General features: G+C 71.3%; 15 protein-coding genes and 1 pseudogene. 3 read left to right on the forward strand and 13 right to left on the reverse strand.

Annotated features, from left to right (window positions below):
• Positions 1–128 precede the first annotated feature (128 nt).
• From dhaK to IF20_RS23875, 4 genes and pseudogenes are all read right to left on the reverse strand, one after another.
• Complete coding sequence (gene dhaK, locus IF20_RS23860; protein ID WP_052867321.1) at positions 129–1121, reverse strand: dihydroxyacetone kinase subunit DhaK; 993 nt, start codon at positions 1119–1121, stop codon at positions 129–131.
• A gap of 1035 nt (positions 1122–2156) precedes the next feature.
• Positions 2157–2597 (reverse strand): VOC family protein, encoded by a 441-nt coding sequence (locus IF20_RS23865; protein WP_052867322.1) that lies wholly within the window; start codon positions 2595–2597, stop codon positions 2157–2159.
• Between the two features lie 287 nt (positions 2598–2884).
• Positions 2885–3277, reverse strand: a pseudogene (locus IF20_RS23870) (TetR family transcriptional regulator C-terminal domain-containing protein); the annotation flags it as partial.
• 118 nt (positions 3278–3395) lie between these two features.
• Positions 3396–4325 carry a LysR family transcriptional regulator gene (locus tag IF20_RS23875; RefSeq protein WP_052867324.1) on the reverse strand — a complete coding sequence of 310 codons (930 nt, stop codon included), beginning with the start codon at positions 4323–4325 and terminating at the stop codon, positions 3396–3398.
• Positions 4326–4397: 72 nt separating this feature from the next.
• On the opposite strand from IF20_RS23875, the gene IF20_RS23880 reads away from it, so the two are divergent.
• Positions 4398–5285, forward strand: coding sequence for an SDR family NAD(P)-dependent oxidoreductase (locus tag IF20_RS23880; protein WP_052867325.1), 888 nt, complete (start codon positions 4398–4400; stop codon positions 5283–5285).
• A gap of 43 nt (positions 5286–5328) precedes the next feature.
• A complete protein-coding gene (locus IF20_RS23885; protein ID WP_052867326.1) occupies positions 5329–6258 on the forward strand; it encodes an SDR family NAD(P)-dependent oxidoreductase in 930 nt (309 codons plus the stop codon).
• A 194-nt stretch (positions 6259–6452) separates the two neighbouring features.
• Here IF20_RS23885 and IF20_RS23890 read toward each other — a convergent pair whose 3' ends face one another.
• Entirely contained in the window at positions 6453–6893 is a 441-nt protein-coding gene (locus IF20_RS23890) for an ATP-binding protein (RefSeq protein WP_052867327.1), read from the reverse strand.
• A gap of 548 nt (positions 6894–7441) precedes the next feature.
• On the opposite strand from IF20_RS23890, the gene hypF reads away from it, so the two are divergent.
• Positions 7442–9805 (forward strand): carbamoyltransferase HypF, encoded by a 2364-nt coding sequence (gene hypF / locus IF20_RS23895; protein ID WP_456113440.1) that lies wholly within the window; start codon positions 7442–7444, stop codon positions 9803–9805.
• A 31-nt stretch (positions 9806–9836) separates the two neighbouring features.
• Here the strand turns inward: hypF and hypE are convergent, their stop codons facing one another.
• From hypE to IF20_RS23935, 8 genes are all read right to left on the reverse strand, one after another.
• Complete coding sequence (hypE, locus tag IF20_RS23900) at positions 9837–10829, reverse strand: hydrogenase expression/formation protein HypE (protein ID WP_234426797.1); 993 nt, start codon at positions 10827–10829, stop codon at positions 9837–9839.
• Positions 10830–10921: 92 nt separating this feature from the next.
• Complete coding sequence (hypD, locus tag IF20_RS23905; protein ID WP_052867330.1) at positions 10922–12049, reverse strand: hydrogenase formation protein HypD; 1128 nt, start codon at positions 12047–12049, stop codon at positions 10922–10924.
• Positions 12049–12321, reverse strand: a complete 273-nt coding sequence (locus IF20_RS23910; protein WP_052867331.1) for a HypC/HybG/HupF family hydrogenase formation chaperone — start codon at positions 12319–12321, stop codon at positions 12049–12051. Before IF20_RS23910 ends, hypD begins: the two co-directional genes overlap by 1 nt.
• Positions 12299–12565 carry a hydrogenase maturation nickel metallochaperone HypA gene (locus IF20_RS23915; RefSeq protein ID WP_052867332.1) on the reverse strand — a complete coding sequence of 89 codons (267 nt, stop codon included), beginning with the start codon at positions 12563–12565 and terminating at the stop codon, positions 12299–12301. The genes IF20_RS23910 and IF20_RS23915 overlap by 23 nt, the downstream gene beginning before the upstream one ends.
• Entirely contained in the window at positions 12558–13106 is a 549-nt protein-coding gene (locus tag IF20_RS23920; RefSeq protein WP_052867333.1) for a hydrogenase maturation protease, read from the reverse strand. Before IF20_RS23920 ends, IF20_RS23915 begins: the two co-directional genes overlap by 8 nt.
• The gene (locus IF20_RS23925) at positions 13103–14338 is read right to left on the reverse strand and encodes a hypothetical protein (protein ID WP_052867334.1); all 1236 of its coding nucleotides are present in this window, start codon (positions 14336–14338) and stop codon (positions 13103–13105) included. The genes IF20_RS23920 and IF20_RS23925 overlap by 4 nt, the downstream gene beginning before the upstream one ends.
• A complete protein-coding gene (locus tag IF20_RS23930) occupies positions 14335–14970 on the reverse strand; it encodes a DUF5947 family protein (RefSeq protein ID WP_052867335.1) in 636 nt (211 codons plus the stop codon). Before IF20_RS23930 ends, IF20_RS23925 begins: the two co-directional genes overlap by 4 nt.
• Positions 14967–15497: a NifU family protein gene (locus IF20_RS23935; protein ID WP_052867336.1), complete on the reverse strand. Its 531-nt coding sequence runs from the start codon at positions 15495–15497 to the stop codon at positions 14967–14969. Before IF20_RS23935 ends, IF20_RS23930 begins: the two co-directional genes overlap by 4 nt.
• Between the last annotated feature and the right edge of the window lies 1 nt (position 15498).

The following is a 15498-nucleotide window of genomic DNA, read 5'->3' on the forward strand; positions in this document are numbered from 1 at the left end:
CTCCTGAGATCTGCGGTACGCGTAGGGATACGGGTACGGGACGAACTGGGGGGAGGACAGGTACGGGTGCGGAGACGGTACGGGCAGGGGAGCGGTGCTCTCGCGGGCGAACAGTCGGTCCTGGCAGGTCAGCGCCCCCACCGTAGCCCGGGCGTCTGCACCGGCGCGTCCCACAGGCGGAGCGTCTCCTCGTCCGCCTGGCACAGCGTCACCGAGCAGCCCGCCATGTCCAGCGAGGTGACGTAGTTGCCGACGAGCGTACGGGCCACCGGCACACCGCGCTCGGCGAGCACCCGCTGCACCTCCGCGTTGAACCCGTACAGCTCCAGCAGCGGCGTCGCGCCCATTCCATTGACCAGCGCGAGCACCGGTCCCCGCGGCTGCCAGTCGTCGAGGATCGCGCCCACCGAGGCGTCGGCGATCTCGCGCGAGGTCATCATCGGCCGCCGTTCCCGACCCGGCTCGCCGTGGATGCCCACACCGAATTCCAGCTCCCCGGCGGGCAGGTCGAAGGAGGGGGTCCCCTTCGACGGTGTCGTGCAGGCGCTGAGCGCCACCCCGAAGCTGCGCGAGTTCTCCACGACCTGGCGGGCGAGCGCCTCGACCCGGTCCAGCGGCTGCCCCTCCTCGGCCGCGGCGCCGGCCAGCTTCTCCACGAAGAGCGTCGCCCCGGTCCCGCGCCGCCCCGCCGTGAAGGTGGAGTCCACCACCGCCACGTCGTCGTTCACGAGCACGCTGGCGACCTGTACGCCCTCGTCCTCCGCCAGCTCGGCCGCCATCTGGAAGTTCAGTACGTCACCGGTGTAGTTCTTCACGAGGAAGAGCACGCCTTGGCCGCTGTCCACGGCGGCAGCGGCGCGCACCATCTGATCCGGCACCGGCGAGGTGAACACCTCACCCGGACACGCCGCATCCAGCATCCCGGGCCCGACGAACCCCCCGTGCAGCGGCTCGTGCCCACTGCCGCCACCCGACACCAGCGCGACCTTCCCGGCCACCGGCGCGTCCCGCCGGACCACGACGCGCCCCTCCACGTCCACGACCAGGTCCGGATGCGCCGCCGCCATCCCCCGCAACGCGTCCCCGACCACGCTCTCCGGCACATTCATCAGCATCTTCACGGGTACCTCCTGGTGAGACTAGCAGCCTGGCCTCTGGACAGTGTTTCCGCTGGTCGCGGTACGTATGCCCAGCTCTCGATCTTGGCGGTCCATGTCGCTCCGGAAGCGGCTCCCGGCGGGTCTGATGCTGACCCGATGCTGACTTTCCTGATGGGGTGTCAGGGTTGATCGAGTCCCCGCATCGCCGCCTCCCTGAGCCGTTCAGCCCAGTATCGGCCCCATGGCGTTCGAGGTCACGGATCACGCTGGAAGGCGTCCCGGCAGCCTTCGCCCCGCTTCATCGAACCGGGCCTGGAGATCGTGTTTGATCTGCGCGGGCTGTGGGGGTGAGTGCGGTTGACCTCGCCGTTTTGAGGAGAGCGGCCCTCTGCTGGGGGCTGATACGCAGCGGAGGTGGTTCTCCGTGTCAGGATGAGCCAGAAGGGGCGCCTGGACGCGGCCCGCGGGGGCAGGAAATCAGGACCCGCTTCGTGCCACCAAGCAGGCGACCCGGGGGCTAGTGATCTGGGTCGGCAGGTGTCTGGCCTGCGAGTGTTTCCACAGGCATCAGTATTTTTGGACTGTGCGTCGCTCTGCATCGCCTCTTGCGGCCCGCGAAAGCCTTCGCCGCCGCCTCATCAAGCCGCTGTGTCCGTGGCACGGCGGCATTGCCTGCCCTCGGCAGACGGCCACGGCCTGACGCAAGACGGACGTGCCTGTCGATGGCTCGCTGACTCCTCGTCGCTGGGCGCTTGCAATCTCTGGTCTGCGCTCTCTGTGGTAAGGGACAACCCCTCTCATGACGGATGACGTTCCTCCCGAACTTCAAAGTAGGGCGCTCCTAGGAGGCCGAACAGCTCAGCCGCCGCTTGCGCCCTCAGTCGGGGGCGGCCTTGGACGGGTTGGCGGTGGACGCGTGGGCGTGTGGAGCGCCGTCGCCCGGATTCGACAACTGCGCCGCCGACGTCGTGCCGGCCTCGGGCCGACGGCCTGCGGCGATCCCGGCAGTGGCATGGGGGCACCGGGAAGCCGCACGGTTTCTGACGCCCCGCTCTCTCAGCCCAATTGCTCGGCCAGCCCAACGATGATGCCCTCCGGGCCGCGGAGGTAGCAGAGCAGATAGCTGTCCTCGAACCGGGCGATCTCGCCGACGAGCACGGCGCCGTGAGGGCGCAGGCGGGCAACGGTGTCCTCGATGTCGTCGACGGCGAACATGACGCGGTGCGTGCCCAGGATGTTGTGGGGCCGGTTGCGCGGCCCGGCGCTGATTACCGCGGGGCTGAGGTACTTCGCCAGCTCGAGCCGGCTGTGCCCGTCCGGGGTCCGGAGCATCGCGATGGCACAGCGGACGCCGTCGAGTCCGGTGCACTGGTCGGCGACGGGACCTTGGACCTCCGCCCTGCCCTCCAGCTCCATACCGAGTTCCACGAAGAACGCGATGGCGGCATCCAAGTCCTCGACGACGATGCCGACGTTGTCCATCCGCTGAATCGCCATGCTGGTCTCTCCTCTTCCTCGTACGGCCGGCGGTGGCCGCCCATGTCCCTGGGACGGAGCCGGCGGCACCTTCTCGACATCCTCAGACCGCCGGACTCCGAAAATCTCCGATTGTGTCTCAGCACCGCCCCGATGGAGGCGGAAAGCCCCAGCCGCTGACGAACGCCAGCCCGGAGCCACAGCACGTGAACAAAGCCGGTAGCCGAAACCCACTGCCACGATTGCCCCTGGCTCGAAAGTCGGAGAGGGCTCTTCGAGCCGCCTCGCCAACCGACGTACTGGGGAGATCAGCCGACCGGCGTCGGTGCCTGCATGCGACTCTGCACGATGCCTTCGACTCCTCGCAGGGAGATGTCGGAGATCAGTGCCGGGTCGAAGAGGCAGCCCGCCGCCATGGCGCTGTCCCTCAGCATGACCAGGTGGCGCGCGTCGGCGTCCGCGGGAGTGTCGCCGATGCCCGCCCCAACAGGTTTGTGACGGTGTCGAGAAACCACTCCCGGTGCGCAGAACGGCCTGGTGGACGGGGTGGGTCGGGTCGGGGTACTCGGCGACTGCGTTGAGGAATGCGCACCCCCGGAACCCTGGGACCGGATGCCGCCGATGATGGCCTTGGCGACGGCGCGCACGGCGTCGACGGCCGACCCGGTGTCTGCCTGGGCGTCGGCGAGCTGCCCGCGCATCGGAGGACCATCCCCGCTCCCGCGGGGAGCCACTACCTGACCTCGGAGTTCACTCAACCGGACAGCAGCTACGGCTTACTTCCGCCGACTCCGGCATACCGCCCCTACTTCGGCGTTGTCAGGGTGAGGCGGTGGTGTCCGTGTCGAGGGCTGCGGTGCGGAGGGCGGCTGCCACGCGGGTGGCGGAGTCTGTGGGTGGCTGGGGGAGGCGGGCCAGGAGCAGCCGTCGTTGTTCCTGAGGGCCGCCTCGGACGGGGAGGATGCGGACGCCCGGTGGTGCTGCCGGGGCAAGGGTGGAAGGCACGGTGGTCAGTCCCAAGCCGGCCGCCACGAGGTGGAGCTTGGTGAGCCAGTCACGTGCGGTGTGCGCGATGTCGGGCCGCTCGTCCAGGCCCGGCCACACGCCCATCAGCCGGTCTTCTCCCGACGAGGAGCCTGCGATCCAGCGCTGCCCGCGCAGGTCGGCCACGTCGACGAAGTCGCCGCGGGCGAGCGGGTGGGTGGCGGGCACCGCCAGGCGCAGGGCCCGTTCGGCGAGGGTCCGCAGGGTGAGCGGAGGCGTCTCCGTATCCGGCGCTCTGAACGGCGGCGCGGAGCCGAGCAGGGCCAGATCGAGACTGCCGGCCCGCAGAGCGCGCACCAGCGCCGGCGTGCTTCCCTCCCGGCCGACAACCTGCAGGCCGGGGTCTGTCCGGCGAAGGGCGGCAAGGGCCCGCGGCACCAGCACCGCGCCGGCACTGGGGAACCATCCCAGGCGGACCGTCCCGGCCTGACCGGGCAGGCCGGACAGTTCCCGTGCGGTCGCTTCGATCTGGTCGAGCACGATCGTGGCGCGGCGCATGACGACGCGGCCGGCTGCGGTGAGCCGTACTCCCTCACGCCGCCGCTCCAGCAATTCGGCACCTGCCGCCCGTTCGATCGCCGCGATCTGCCGGGACACCGCCGACTGCGTGTAACCCAGCGAGGCGGCGGCCGAGGTGAAGGTCCCCTGCTCGGCCACGGCGCGGAAGACCCGCAGGGCGGTCAACGACACATCCGTGAAATCCATGACGTTAACGCATACCAGACGTGCCAAACTTTCGTTGGACTCATGGAGCGCCGGGTTCCTAGCGTGGCCCGCATGAATGCTTCACGTATCGCCCTGGTCACCGGCGCGAACCAGGGGCTCGGCCGCGCCCTCGTCGAAGGACTGGCGGCCCGCATGAACCCGAACGACCTCGTCCTGCTCACCGGCCGGAACCCCCAGCGGGTGGCGCACGCCGCACGCGAGGTCACGGGACTGCCCGGCACGCGTGCCCGCGTCGAGGGCAGGACCCTGGACGTCACCGACACCGATGCCATCGCCCGTCTCGCCGAAGAGGTCCGGGCTCGGTCCGGAGGGGCCGACGTCGTTGTCTCCAACGCGGTCGCCCGCCTGTTGCCCGACGAGCCGCAGGCGGAGCGGGCAGATGAGTTCATCGACGTCTCCAACGTCGCCACCCACGCGGTCCTGCGCTCCTTCGGCCCGGTCCTGCGGCCAGGGGGCCGGCTGCTCGTCGTGGCCAGCAACCTGGGCACCCTCGGCCACCTCAGCCCGCGCCTGCACCATCTGTTCGACGGCGCGAGCCTCGACCAGGTCCAGTACGCCGTGGAGTCCTGGCGCAGCGCCCTTCACAACGGAACGGCGCAGGAGGCCGGCTGGCCCCGCTGGCTGAACGTGCCCTCGAAGGTGGCGCAGGTCGCCGCCGTCCGCGCCGTCGCCGCCGAGCGCCGCGAGCACGACCTCACCACCGGCACTTTGATCGCGGCCGTGTGCCCCGGCATGGTCGACACCGCCACCTCGCGCCCCTGGTTCAGCGAATACAGCCAGGCCCAGGCACCGGCCCAAGCCGCCGAGGCCCTGTTCGACCTCATCCTCACCGACGGCGTCGACCCCGCCTTGTACGGCGAGTTGGTCCGTTTCGGCAAGGCCCTGCTCTGGCGCGGCGGCACGCCCCCGGTCGAACAGGACCGGATGCTCACCCCCTGACAAGCCGTTCACTCGCTTCGCAGCACACCGTAGGAGTTCATTCATGGGTTCCATCACCACCCCCTTCGGTTTCTCCAGCACCGCAGCGGAAGTCTCGGAAGGCATCGATCTGACCGGCCGTCGTGCGGTGGTCACCGGCGCCTCCTCCGGCCTCGGAGCCGAGACGGCCCGGGCCCTGGCCGCCGCGGGCGCGGCTGTCACCCTCGCCGTCCGGGATGTCACGGCGGGGAAACGCGTCGCCGAGGACATCACCGAGTCGACCGGCAATCAGGAGGTGCACGTCGCGCACCTCGACCTGGCCGATCCCGCGTCGGTCACCGCCTTCACCGCCGCCTGGCGGGGCCCGCTGCACGTCCTGGTGAACAACGCGGGCGTCATGGCCTGCCCCGAGCAGTACACCGAACAGGGTTGGGAATGGCAGTTCGCCACCAACCACCTCGGCCACTTCGCCCTCGCCACCGGCCTCCACGATGCTCTGGCCGTCGACGGCAACGCGCGCATCGTCGTGGTGAGTTCAACGGGCCATCAACGGTCGCCCATCGTGTGGGACGACGTCAACTTCGCCTTCCGCCCCTACGACCCGTGGCTCGCCTACGGTCAGTCCAAGACCGCGAACGTCCTCTTCGCGGTCGAAGCCACCCGCCGCTGGGCCGATGACAACATCACTGCAAACGCCCTCATGCCCGGCGCGATCTACACGAACCTGCAGCGTCACACTGGCGGGCGCGGCAGCGGCAGGGTTCCCGCTCACCTCGTCAAGACCGTCGAACAGGGCGCGGCCACCTCCGTCCTCCTCGCCACCTCACCCCTCCTTGAAGGCGTCGGCGGCCGCTACTTCGTCGACTGCAACGAGACCGAGGTCGTCGACCGTCGCTCCGGCACCCTGCACGGCGTCGCCCGGTACGCCGTCGACCCGGACAACGCCCGACGCCTGTGGGCCCTGTCGCAGGAACTCCTCGCACACGCCCGCTGAGCAGCGGGCCGGACGACACCGCGGGGCTCTCCGTGTGCTCGTCCGGATGCGAAACGTCGGCAGAGTCCTGGCTTGCGGCCTCTGGCGCTGCGGTGGGGTGCGCAGTCCGTCGAGGATGAGCGCGAGCATCCGTGGAGCCCGCGGCGTCCGCGCAACCCGGAACAGGCCTGAGCCGCCATCCGGTCCGGAGCGGTTCACTCTTGCCCGCCCGGCCCCGGGCCGGGCCAGGGAAGGAAGGCCCGCACCGTCTTGCCGCCCTCCTCGGTCGGGAACACGCTGAGCCGGCCGCCGGATGCGGCTGTCAGGGAGCGAACGATGCGCATGCCCCGGCCGTTGTCCTCCTGCACGGCCGCGGGCAGCCGTCGCGGCCAGTTCGGATGGCTGTCGGTGACGCCGACGTGCAGTGCCTTTTCCTGGTCCAGGAGCATGCAGACGGTGAAGGTCGGCGACTGGCCGCGTGTGTGGAGCACGGCGTTGGTCGCGAGCTCGGAGACGATCAACTGTACGGTGTGGTTGGTCTCCGAGTCCTCGGGCAGGCCCCACTTGGAGAGTGTCTGCGCCGCGAACCGGCGCGCCTCACCGACGGATGGGCAAGCGCTGGGCAGGGTGAGGGAAGCCGACTGGCTGGCTGCCATCGCGGTGGTGCTCCATTCCCCGAGGCTTCCGACGCCGGGGCGCACTGTGCTCGACTGGCGGGAGGCAAGGGCGAGCAAGGGCGAGGGAGCCTTCGGAAGACTGCTGTTCTGCGCACAGCGTGGCAGGAGCACCGACGGTTCCGGTCAGGGGAGAAAAACTGTCCGCAAGTGTCTCGCACGACGCTGAAAGGTGCCGTGCAGGACCGGAGTTGGTCGCGATGATGCGCGATTGTGGAAGAATCACGGAAAGCGGCCGTTCCGGGGCGGGAGCGACTTGTTCCCCTCTCTCGGGGACCTCCCCCCGTCGGACGCCGACTGCTGCTCCTGCCTTGAGGGCATTGAGCCGGTGGCTGCGCTGAGCCTCACTGTCGAGCGGTCGGCCAGATGGGCGAGTTCGGTCCGAACCGGGGGTGGTCCATGCGCGGAGCGTGCGGAAACGGGCAGGGCTGCTGACGGGTCCCGGCGATATTCGCACATGGCCTGTACGGCGGCGCGCCGGGCATGACGATGGCCGGGTGAACTCCCCGCACGTACGCGTCCGTCTCCGTGTGGAAGGGGTCGTGCAAGGCGTCGGTTTCCGGCCCTTCGTGCACACGATCGCCGTCCGCCACGGCCTCTCCGGGCTGGTCGCCAACGATCTCGACGGAGTCCTCATCGAGGTGGCGGGGACCACGGACTCCGTAGCGCGGTTCCAGCAGGCCCTGGAGCAGGAGGCACCGCCCCTGGCCGTGATCGAGCGGATCAGCGTGCGCAGCGCCGAACCGGTGTACCTGGGCGGACATCGTGACAGCGGGTTCGTCATCGCGGCCAGCCGCGGCGGCACGACGACGGGCGCCACCGCTCATGACCGTGCGACGCGCGCGAGGCCCGGCCCTGCCGGTGCCCTGATCCCACCGGACATCGCCACCTGCGCAGACTGTCTGCGCGAGCTCTTCGACCCTGCCGACCGCCGCTACCATCACCCCTTCATCAACTGCACCAACTGTGGCCCGCGTTTCACCGTGGTCCGGTCCGTGCCGTACGACCGCCCCCGCACGACGATGGCGGGCTTCCCGATGTGCGCCGCCTGCGCGCGGGAATACCACGATCCGGCCGACCGGCGGTTCCATGCGCAGCCGTTGTGCTGTCCGGAATGCGGCCCCGTACTCCGGCTCGTGGATGCCGGTACGGGCAACGCCGTCGCAGGAGACCCCCTGGTCCAGGCCGCCGGGCTGTTGCGCGACGGCCGGATCGTCGCTGTGAAGGGGCTCGGCGGATATCACCTCGCGGTGGACGCCCTGAACGACCGGGCGGTACGGACACTGCGTTCCCGTAAGCACCGTGCGGAGAAGCCCTTCGCCGTGATGGTGCCCGATCCGGCGGCGGCGGAGCGGCTGTGCGAGGTGCACGAGGCGGAGCGCGGACTGCTCGGCTCGGTCCGCCGTCCCATCGTGCTGATGCCGCGCCGCACGGACGCGGAACTGGCGGCATCGGTCGCTCCCGGCCGCCGCGATCTGGGCCTGGTGCTCCCGTACACCCCCCTGCACCACCTGCTGTGCGCGCAGATGGCCCGGCCGTACGTGCTCACCAGCGGCAACCTGTCCGACGAGCCCATCGCCCACCGCGACGACGAGGCCTTCCACCGGCTCGCGGGTGTCGCCGACGCGTTCCTGACCCATGACCGGCCGATTCACACGCGCGCCGACGACTCGGTGGTACGCGTCGTCGCGGGCAGCCCTCTCCCGGTGCGCCGTGCGCGCGGCCACGCCCCCGAGCCGCTGCCGCTCCCCTCGCCCGCCCCGCGCCCCGTGCTGGCCTGCGGCGCCGAGCTGAAGAGCACCTTCTGCCTGGTCCGGGGGCGGCGCGCCGTCGTCTCCCCGCATCTGGGCGACCTGGAACACCCCGACACGCTGCTGTCCTTCACCGAGGGCATCGCCCACCACCGGCGGCTGTTCGGCATCGATCCGACGCTGATCGCCCATGATCTGCACCCCGAGTACCTGTCCACGAAGTACGCGCACGACCTCGCCGACGCGACCGGAGCGGAGCTGGTCGGTGTGCAGCACCACCATGCGCACATCGCCTCCTGCCTGGTCGACAACGCGGTGTGCGGTCCGGTCATCGGCGTGGCCTTCGACGGCCTGGGGTACGGGTCCGACGGCACCCTGTGGGGCGGCGAGTTCCTGATCGCCGACCTGGGCGGTTTCCGTCGCGCAGGGCACTTCACGCCGGTTCCGCTGCCCGGCGGTGCGGCAGCGGTCAGGGAGCCGTGGCGGATGGCCGTCGCGTACCTGGACGCCTGCGGGGACGAGCGGGACCGACGCGGCGACGGCCTCGCCGTCCGCCGGCGCAACTCCGACCGCTGGGAGCAGGTACGCGCTGTCGCCCGCACCGGAGTACACGCCCCTCTCACCTCCAGCGTGGGGCGGCTCTTCGACGCGGTCGCCGCGCTCCTGGGCCTGCGCGACGCGGTCTCCTACGAGGGGCAGGCCGCCGTCGATCTGGAGCAGTGCGCCGATCCGGCGGTCAGCGAGGCATATGTCGCCCGCGTGCTCGACGACGGCCGGGTCCACGGCGCCGACCTGGTCCGTGAGGTCGTCGCCGACCTGCGTGCGGGCAGCGCCCATGAGGTCGTCGCGGCCCGGTTCCACAACGGTGTCGCACGTGTGGTCCTCGATGTCTGCCGATCCCTGCGGGAGACCACGGGCCTCGCTCTCGTCGCGCTCTCGGGAGGTGTGTTCCAGAACGCCTTTCTTCTCGACCGCACCGCGACCGCGCTGCGACGGCACGGTTTCCGGGTGCTCACGCACCGCCGGGTCCCGCCGAACGACGGCGGGATCAGTCTGGGACAGGCCGCCGTCGCCGCCGCACGCGACGCCGACGCGTGGTCACGGGAGGCCGGCGGGGCGGGCCGTTCGCGCTCCGGAACCTGATCCGTCCGCGTGGGCGGCCGCGGGTCCGTCCTCAGCAGATGCGTGGCAGCGGGTCACCGACGAGGACGTCCACGATCCGGGTGCCGCCGAACTCGGTCCTGCACAGCACCAGCGGCGCCGGATCGGCCACGACATGCCCGATGAGCGCGGCCTCCCGCCCCAGGGGGTGGGCGTGCAACGCGTCGAGCGCCGCCTCGGCGCGGGCCGCGTCCACGACCACGACCATACGGCCCTCGCAGGCGATGTAGAGCGGATCGATGCCGAGGATCTCCGCGGCGCCACGCACCTGCGCCCGGACCGGCACCGCACCCTCGTCGAGGACGACCGCGACGCCGGAGGCACGCGCGATCTCGTTGAGCACGGTGGCCACGCCGCCGCGTGTCGCGTCGCGCAGACACCGCACGCCCTCGCCGCAGGCCCCGAGCAGCGCCGCCACCGGTCCGGCGAGCGGAGCGGTGTCCGATTCCAGGTCGCTTTCGATGCCCAGCTCGCCCCGGGCCAGCAGCACCGTCGTACCGTGCTCGCCGATCGGCCCGGACACCAGGACCGCGTCGCCCGGGCGGGCCCGTGCGGCGCCCAGCTCGAACCGGTGCTCCACGACACCCACTCCGGCCGTGGTGAGGTAGCAGCCGTCGGCCTTGCCCCGCTCCACGACCTTGGTGTCGCCCGTGACGACCTGCACGCCGGCCACGGCGGCGGCCTTCGCCATCGAGGCGGCGATCCGCGTCAGGTCCGCGACGGGGAAGCCTTCTTCCAGGATGAAGCCCGCCGAGAGGTGCAGCGGGCGTGCCCCGGCCATGGCCAGGTCGTTGACCGTCCCGTTGACGGCGAGATCCCCGATGTCGCCGCCGGGGAAGAAGAGGGGGGACACGACGTACGCGTCGGTGGTGAAGGCCAGCCGCGCGCCACCCGCCTCGCACACCGCCTGGTCCTCCAGCCGCGCCAGCACCGGATTGTGAAATGCCGTCAGGAAGACCGCCTCGACGAGTGTCTGCGTGGCCTTGCCGCCGGCGCCGTGGGCCATGGTGATGCGCTCGTCCCGCAGCCGGGCCGGGCGGCCGCGGGTGCGCTCGATGCGCCGCAGCACCTCTTGTTCCCGCTGTTCCTGGTCCGCGGTCATGACCGGGTTGCCTCCCGTACTGCGGCGCGGGTGAACCTGCCGAAGTTGTAGTACGCGGCGCAGGCCCCCTCGGAGGAGACCATGCAGGTGCCGATCGGGGTCTCGGGTGTGCAGGCGGTGCCGAAGACCTTGCACTGCCAGGGTTTGAGCACCCCCTTGAGGACTTCTCCGCACTGGCAGGCCTTCGGGTCGGCGACCCGGATGCCGGGCACCTCGAAGAGCCGTTCCGCGTCGTAGGCGGCGTACTCGTCCTTCAGGCGCAGCGCGGAATGCGAGATGAACCCCAGGCCGCGCCACTCGAAGTGGGGCCGCAGCTCCATCACCCGGCTCAGTGCCCCCAGCGCCTTGGGATTTCCGTCCCAGGGCACGACCCGGCCGTACTGGTTCTCGACAGCCGCACGCCGCTCGGCGAGCTGTCGCAGCAGCAGATGTACCGACTGCAGAATGTCCAGCGGCTCGAACCCCGCGACGACCAGCGGCTTGCCGTGGAGAGCGGCGATGAACTCGTACGGTCGGCAGCCGATGACCGTGGAGACGTGTCCGGGGCCCAGGAACCCGTCCAGGCGCTGATCGGGGGAGTCCAGGATCGCCTTGATCGCCGGGATGATCGTGACGTGGTTGCAGAACACCGAGAAGTTGTCGAGGCCTTCGGCGGCCGCGCGCAGCACCGTCACGGCGGTCGACGGGGCGGTCGTCTCGAAGCCGATGGCCATGAAGACCACCCGCCTGTCCGGGTTGGCGCGGGCGATCCTGAGCGCGTCGAGCGGCGAGTAGACCATGCGGATGTCGGCACCGGCGGCCTTGGCGTCGAGGAAGGAGGCGTCGCCGCCGGGCACGCGCATCATGTCCCCGAACGTCGTCATGATGACGTCGGGCCGCAGGGCGATGTGGACGGCGTCGTCGATCCGGCCCATCGGGATCACGCAGACGGGACAGCCAGGCCCGTGGACGAGGTGGACGGTGTCCGGCAGATGGTCCTCGATCCCGTGCTTGTAGATCGTGTGCGTGTGCCCGCCGCACACCTCCATGAACGTGTACGTGCGGTCCGGCTCGCACAGTGCGGCGATTTCCGCTGCCAGCGCCCGGGCCTTGCCGGCGTCCCGGTACTCGTCGACGTAACGCATCAGTCGCCTCCCGAATCCCGCAGTGCGGCCATCTCGTCCTCGTAGGCCTGTCCCAGCCCTTCGAGGAACTCCATGGCGGCCCGTGCCTCGTCTTCGTCGATCCTGGACAGCGCGAACCCGACGTGGAGGAGGATCCAGTCGCCCGGGACCACTCCTCCGTCCTCCAGCAGCGCGATGTTGACGGCCCGGCGCACGCCGCTGACGTCGACCAGGGCCAGGTCCGGCTGGTCGGCGAGGATCTCGACCACCTCACCCGGGATGCCGAGGCACATCGTCCGTCCCCTCCGCGAGCCGGATGGACTCAAGAACGAAGACGTCACCGTCCACCGTGACCAGATCGATCTCCGCGCCGTCCGCGACGCTGCCCGCCGATACCAGCTCGAACGACTGGGTCAGGGCGGGGCCGGACACCGCGTGCAGGCGACCGATCCGCACCGTGACCCCCGTGACCCGGCGCCCTCTCGCCCTGCGTTCCACGGCGTGGAGAATCGCCTCGCACAGTCCGGTCTCATGCACGGTCCTTCGCCTCCTTCTCTGCGTCCTGGATGTCTTCCGGTACGTCTCCCGGCATGCCGTCACCGGCGCGGGGGCGATCGGCGAGCAGCTGCCGCACGAGCCGCACGGCCTCGTCGACCGCCCCGGACACGGCGGGAGTGAGCCCCATCCCCTCACCGAGCTCGGCGGGTTCGCAGCCCACCACGCGCGCCCATGGCACCCGTACGCCGAGGTGTTGCAGCAGGGAGAGGACCGCTTCGGGGCCCATGTCGTGCGCGTCCATCGGCGGCTCCATGGCCGAGGCCCGCCCCTCGTCGGCGGAGAGCTCCGGGGCCAGGACGCAGACGGTGCCCGGCGGCTGCCCGCACCGCAGCGCGTCGACGAGGACCAGGCCCTCGTAGCCGTCCATCAGCTCGTACGCGAGGTGCACGCCGCGGATGCCGAAGTCGGCCACCCGTGTTCCCTCGGGCAGCGGGACGGGGGCGAGGCGCCGGACGACCTCCACACCGAACCCGTCGTCGCGCAGGAACACGTTGCCCACGCCCGCGACCAGTACCTTCACAGCAGCTCCACCTCATCGGGTGCGAAATACCAATGCCGGCCGACCGCGGCGTGCAGGTCCGCCGCCGGATCGTCGTCGAGGGTCACGGCCAGGTGCGTTGCGCCGTCGACGTCGCGGCGCACCGCCGCAACGCGCGCGGTGCGGCCGCGCAGGAACATGTCCTGGGCGTCGGCGCGACGGCTGCCGGGGCGCAGCCGCACCCGGACGCCCGGGACGGCCCGTCCGCCGGGCACCGCCACGCCCTGCTCCTCCTCCGGTGCGGGCGCGGCCGTGCCGGCACCGGTGTCCTGCGGGCGGTCACGGGTGTCCGTGGTGCCGGGGCGCCGCAGTGTGCCGTGCAGCCGCTCCAGTGCCGGACCCGTCATCGCCTCGGCGTGGTCGACGATCGCCGCCGCTCGGGCGTCGGTGGCCCGTGCCGCGCGTTTCTCCTCGTCGGTGAGGGTCAGCGTGCGCAGGGTCAGCAACTCGTCGATCTCGGTGGCGTCGTACAGGTCGGCCGGGCTCTCCGGCGCGATCCGCGGGCGGTCCGCCAGGATGATCGGGCTGGAGAGCACCGTCGTGTCGTCGATGAGGGCCGGCCATGTGTGCCGGTTGTCGCATCCGGCGGCGGCCTGTGCGGCCCATGCCGGCGGGTCCGCCAGCGACAGGAGCCGGGCGTGGTCGGCCGCGATCAGGGTGTGCGTCCCGATGAGGGAGCCGAGCAGCATCTCCGACCGGGGCGTGACGGGTCCGGCCGTGTGGTTCTCGACCCGTACCCGCACCTTGAGCAGCCCGTCCGTGCCGGGCGGGCGGCCGGTTTCGATCCGTAGGACGCCGGACAACGGCCGACGGGCGCGCTCCTGGCTCTCCTGCCCTGCCGCATGGAAGGGGAAGGTGAGGGCGGCGCCGGTGACGAGGGCCACCCGCGCGTCGACTTCGCGTACCACACCCTCGTCCCACGGCGGCTCTCCGGGGCCGCGCGCCGGTCGCCGCTCGGCCTGCAGGAATCTGATCCTGACGGCGAGGGACGGCATGGCACCGCACGGTACGGCGAGACACTCGGTCTGCGCCGACGAGGTTTCCGAGGGGTCCGCCCCGGGCGGCGCCAGCACTCCGAACTGCCAGCGGAGCCGGTTCTTGGGCGCATCGGCGCGGTAGGGGTAGAGGACGTATCCCTCGAAGAGGACCGCGTCGGCCACTGCCCGGGCGGGCCCGAACCCCGTCGGCTGTCCGCCGGGAGCATCACCGTTCACCGGACGCCTCCTTCGCCGTACTCGCGCGCCCTCAGGCTCTCGAAGAACGCCTCCGTCTCCGCGCGCACCCGGTCGCCTCCGTCGAACCCCTGCCAGTGCACACGCACCCGCGCGACCAGCCGATAGCAGGCGTCGACGGGTACCAGATGGCACTCGATGAGGTCGTTCTCCCGGCGGCGCAGCAGCAGCGCCTCGACGTCGTCCGCCGCATCCGCGACGCGGGCGTTCGCCGTCAGCACCTGCTGCCAGACCGCGGTGGGCAGGAGTGCCTCCGTGGCTCCCGCGGGGCTCGGGTACAGGGCCACGTACCGGCCAAGTCGGGAGTTGCGGAAGACGAAGCAGAATCGGACGGGAATCCGCAGCTCCTCCCACTGGGCGCGGGTCAGCGCCAAGTCCGGGATGTAGCGGTAGCGGTCGGGCACGGTCCGGTAGCGGCCCCGAGCAACGCCACGGCCGGTGAGGAGCAGTCGGCACGCCGGGCAGACACACAGCAGACGGCGGGCGTCGAGGTCCACGGCATGAGCGTGACCGGAGCCGAGGGGGGCGCCGCACAGCTCGCAGCACGCCGCGGCCGGCTGCCTCGCCCCGGCCGGCGCGTCGAGGAACCGGCGCAGGCCGGGAAGGACGGTCACCGTCGCCCCCTCGGGGAGGTGGCGGACCGCGGCGGTCCGGGCAGGATCTGCAGGAGCTCGGGCTCGCGCGGCGGTTGCTCCACCCGGACCTCGGTCACTTCCGGAGCCGCCGCCAGAACGGCTTGCTCGACGACCTGCCGTACGGCGGCGGTGGCGGAGGGGCACGTGCCGAGGGTGCCGCCCAGGCGGACCCTGGCCACGCCGCGGTCGTCCACGTCGAGCAGCACGATGCCGCCCGTGTCGGTGCCCACCCGCGACCTGGCCGCCGCCAGCGCTTCCTCGACCCGGACAGCGGTGGGGCGCGGATGCAGGTCGTGGAGGATGAGGAGGCTGCCCACGAGGTCGTCGGCGGCCAGCCGGGCCACGTCCTCGGGGGTCAGCAGAGCGGTGATACGGGCGAGCCCGGTCCCGTACAGCCGCATCAGCAGCCGCACGAGTTCCTCGGCCTGGTCGCCGATCTGCGGCGAGGAGGAGAGGCGGGTGACGAGCTCCGCCACCCGGGCTTCGACGGCACGCAGTTCGTCCATG

This window comes from Streptomyces niger, from assembly GCF_000718305.1.
GTDB classification, from domain to species: Bacteria; Actinomycetota; Actinomycetes; order Streptomycetales; family Streptomycetaceae; genus Streptomyces; species Streptomyces niger.